This window comes from Immundisolibacter sp., assembly GCF_041625615.1.
Taxonomy (GTDB): domain Bacteria; phylum Pseudomonadota; class Gammaproteobacteria; order Immundisolibacterales; family Immundisolibacteraceae; genus Immundisolibacter.
In genome coordinates this window covers 1-3,958 of sequence record NZ_JBFJTF010000173.1, presented here as the reverse complement: position 1 = coordinate 3,958, position 3,958 = coordinate 1, and the positions used below count along the sequence as shown (strand labels likewise).

The window sequence follows — 3,958 nt, the reverse complement described above, 5'->3', positions numbered from 1 at the left end:
GTGATCGGTAGAATACGCCGCTCGATACGGCCACGGAATGCAACAGAGTACGCTGCGATGAGTTCACTGCGATTCGAGGGCACCAACACCTACGTCGCCACCGACGACCTGATGCTCGCGGTGAACGCCGCCATCACGCTCGGACGCCCGCTGCTCGTCAAGGGCGAGCCCGGAACCGGCAAGACCATGCTCGCCGAGGAAGTGGCCGCGGCGATCGGCGCGCCGCTGATCAGCTGGCACATCAAGTCCACCACCCGCGCCCAGCAGGGACTGTACGAGTACGACGCGGTCGCACGCCTTCGCGACTCCCAGCTCGGCGACGAGCGAGTGCACGACATCTCGAACTATATCGTTCCGGGCAAGCTGTGGCAGGCCTTTGTCTCCGATGAGCGTCCGGTGCTGCTCATCGACGAGATCGACAAGGCCGACATCGAGTTCCCGAACGACCTGCTGCTGGAGCTCGACCGCATGGAGTTCCACGTCTACGAGACGCGCGAAACCGTGCAGGCCCGCCAGCGGCCGATCGTCATCATCACGTCCAACAACGAAAAGGACCTGCCGGACGCGTTCCTGCGGCGCTGCTTCTTTCACTACATCCGCTTTCCGGATGCGGACACCATGGGCCGCATCGTCGACACCCATTTCCCGGGTCTCAAGCACGACCTGCTGGCGGCGGCGCTGGGCACCTTTTTCGAGCTGCGCGACACGCCGGGCCTCACCAAGCGGCCGTCGACCTCGGAACTGCTCGACTGGATCAAGCTGCTGCTGGCCGAGGACGTGCCGGCCGAGGCGCTGCGGGCGGCCGATCTCAAGACCAGCCTGCCGCCGCTGTATGGCGCGCTCCTGAAGAACGAGCAGGACCTGCACCTGTTCGAGAAGCTGGTGTTCCTGCACCGGCGCGAGACGCGCTGAGGCGCCGGCCGGGCGGAGCGGCCAGGTGTTCACCTCGTTTCTCGATCAGCTGCGCAGTACCGGCATTCCGGTCAGCGTGCGCGAGTACCTGACGTTTCTGGAAGCGCTGGCGGCCGATGTGCCGCCGCACAGCGCCGACGGGCTGTATCAGCTGGCGCGCTGCGCGCTGGTCAAGGACGAGCGGTTCTACGACCGCTTCGACGCCGTGTTCGCGGCGTACTTTCGCGGTGCCGAGCTGGCGTTCGAGCAGCTCGGTGGTGCCATTCCCGACGACTGGCTGCGCCAGGAGATCGAGAAGCTGCTGTCCGACGAGGACAAGGCCAGGCTGCAGACCCTCGGCAGCCTGGAAGCGCTGCTGGAGACCCTGCGCCAGCGTCTGGCCGAGCAAAAGGGCCGCCACCAGGGCGGCAGCAAGTGGATCGGCACCGGTGGCACGTCACCGTTCGGCCACGGCGGTTATCACCCGGAAGGCGTGCGCATCGGCGGCGAGGGACGCCAGCGCCGCGCGGCCAAGGTGTGGGAACAGCGCCAGTTCCGGGATCTCGACGATCAGGTCGAGCTCGGGACGCGCAACATCAAGGTGGCGCTCAAGGGGCTGCGGCGCCTGGCGCGCGACGGCGTCGCCGACGAGCTGGACCTCGACGGCACCATTCGCGGCACCGCCCGGCGCGGCTATCTGGACCTGCAGCTGCGCCCGGAGCTGCGCAACCGGGTCAAGGTGCTGTTGTTCCTGGACGTGGGCGGTTCGATGGACGTCCACGTGCGCCAGTGCGAGCGCCTGTTCTCGGCCGCGCGCAGCGAGTTCCGTCACCTCGAGTATTTCTACTTCCACAACTGCGTCTACGAGCGGCTGTGGCGCAGCAACGCGCGCCGTCACGCCGAGCGTTTTCCGACCTGGGACGTGCTGCGCAAGTACGGGCGTGACTGGAAGGTGATTTTCGTCGGCGACGCGTCGATGGCGCCGTACGAGATCACGCACGTCGGCGGCAGCGTCGAACACCGCAACGACGAGCCCGGCGCCGTGTGGCTGCGCCGCCTGCTCGATGCCTGGCCGTCGGCGGCCTGGCTGAATCCGGAGCGTGAGGCCGACTGGGGCTATATTCCGTCGATCGGCCTGGTGCGCGAGCTGCTGCAGGGGCGCATGTTCCCGCTCACGGTCGACGGGCTGGAGCGCGCGGTGCAGGCGCTGCGGCGATAACCAGGCGGTCGGCTTCAGGCCGGCCCATTACTGCCACGCGAGGGGGACTTCATGAAAAAACGCCTGATCGTGGGTATCACCGGCGCCACCGGCGCCGTCTATGCCTACGAGCTGCTGCGCCAGTTGCGCGCGCTCGGCAACGTCGAGACGCACCTGGTGATGTCGAGCGCGGCGGTGCTGACGGCGCGTCAGGAACTGCGCCGCGAGCGGCTCGACTTCGAGTCGGTGGCCGACGTGGTGCACAACGTCAAGGACATCGGCGCCAGCATCGCGTCGGGTTCGTTCATTACAGAGGGCATGGTGATCGTGCCGTGCTCGATGAAAACCCTGGCCTCGGTGGCGCACGGTTATTCGGACAACCTCATCGCGCGTGCCGCCGATGTGATCCTCAAGCAGCGCCGGCGCCTGGTGCTGGTCACGCGCGAGACACCGCTGAACCTGGCCCATATCCGCAACATGGAAGCCGTGACCCTGATGGGCGGCATCATCTTTCCGCCGGTGCCGGCTTTCTACGCCGACCTCGCCACGCTCGACGACATGGTCACCCACACCGTCGGGCGCATCCTCGACCTGTTCGACATGGAGCACTCGCTGGTCAACCGCTGGCGCGGCCTGGGCGACACGCTCAAGGAGTGACGGGGCAGGGGGCACACCCCGATCGGGCCACTGGCCCCGGGACGACCGGAATACGCGCTTCTGGACCCGCGCCGCGGCGCCCGGGCGCAGGTCCCGGGCGGCTACCGGCCTGCGTCAGATTCCGGTCCCACCGCTCACTGGCAGCACGTAGCCGGTCAGATACGACGCCTCCGGCGCGGCCAGGAAGCAGATTGCCGCGGCTTGTTCGTCCGGTGTGGCGAAGCGCTTGATGTAGGCATCCTGCAGGGTTTGCTCCATCACGCCGCGCATCCATTGCTGGTCACGCTCGGTGGGCGGCGTGGGCGTGCGCGGGATGGCGCGCTGGCCGACATCGGTGCCGCCCGGCGCGATGCAGTTCACCCGCACGTCGAACTCGGCCAGTTCATACGCCAGGGACACGGTGATGGCGTGCACGCCGCCCTTGCAGGCGGTGTAGGGCACCCGGTAGACGCCGCGCGTGGCGGTGGAACCGACGTTGACGATGGCGCCGGCGCGGCGTTCCACCATGTGCGGGATGACCGCCCGGCAGGTCCACAGCGTCGGCCACAGCGAGCGCTGCACTTCCTTCTCGATTTCTTCCGGCGCGTACTCCCAGTACGGACGCGCCCAGATGGTGCCGCCGACATTGTTGACCAGCACGTCGATGCGGCCGTAGGCCGTCAGCGCAGCGGCGGCGATGGCCTGCGCGCCCTCCCAGGTCTCCAGGTCGCCGAGCGCGATCTCGGCCTGACCGCCGGCGGCGCGGATTTCGTCCCGCACGGCTTGTGCCTGCGGCGCGGCGCGGTCGGCGACCACCACCTGCGCGCCCTCGGCGGCGAGACGAACCGCGGCGGCGCGGCCGATGCCCTGGGCGGCGCCGGTGACCACGGCCACCTGACCTTCGAAGCGGCGGCAAAGGTAGGGATTGTCAGCCATGCTTCACTCCTGATTCTGCGTGACGGAAGGACCGCTGGAAAAAGCAGGCCAGTATGCCGGCAGCGGCAGGCAGCACCAAGCCTTTGCCTTGTAGGGAAAGGGGCGCCGCCGGTACTATTGTTGGCCCGAAGCGTGCCACTTCGGGCCGTCCGCCAACCGGCGGCGGTGTCTTTGCCACCCCACGGCCTGCCGAGGAATTCACGTCATGAAAATCAACTGCGCCCTGATCGGCTCCGGCAACATCGGCACCGATCTCATGTTCAAGCTCAAGCGCAGCAAGGTGCTGAATCCGGTCTG

At 67.7% G+C, this 3,958-nt stretch carries 4 protein-coding genes; 3 read left to right on the top strand and 1 reads right to left on the bottom strand.

Annotated features, from left to right (window positions below; translation table 11 throughout):
- Positions 1–57 precede the first annotated feature (57 nt).
- The 3 genes from ABYX71_RS10870 to ABYX71_RS10860 are packed head-to-tail and all read left to right on the top strand — an operon-like array spanning position 58 to position 2,746.
- Positions 58–912: an AAA family ATPase gene (locus ABYX71_RS10870; RefSeq protein ID WP_372696517.1), complete on the top strand. Its 855-nt coding sequence runs from the start codon at positions 58–60 to the stop codon at positions 910–912.
- Positions 913–937: 25 nt separating this feature from the next.
- Positions 938–2,110: a VWA domain-containing protein gene (locus ABYX71_RS10865; protein WP_372696516.1), complete on the top strand. Its 1,173-nt coding sequence runs from the start codon at positions 938–940 to the stop codon at positions 2,108–2,110.
- A 51-nt stretch (positions 2,111–2,161) separates the two neighbouring features.
- Complete coding sequence (locus ABYX71_RS10860; RefSeq protein WP_372696515.1) at positions 2,162–2,746, top strand: UbiX family flavin prenyltransferase; 585 nt, start codon at positions 2,162–2,164, stop codon at positions 2,744–2,746.
- Positions 2,747–2,860: 114 nt separating this feature from the next.
- Here the strand turns inward: ABYX71_RS10860 and ABYX71_RS10855 are convergent, their stop codons facing one another.
- Positions 2,861–3,661, bottom strand: coding sequence for a 1,6-dihydroxycyclohexa-2,4-diene-1-carboxylate dehydrogenase (locus ABYX71_RS10855; protein WP_372696514.1), 801 nt, complete (start codon positions 3,659–3,661; stop codon positions 2,861–2,863).
- Between the last annotated feature and the right edge of the window lie 297 nt (positions 3,662–3,958).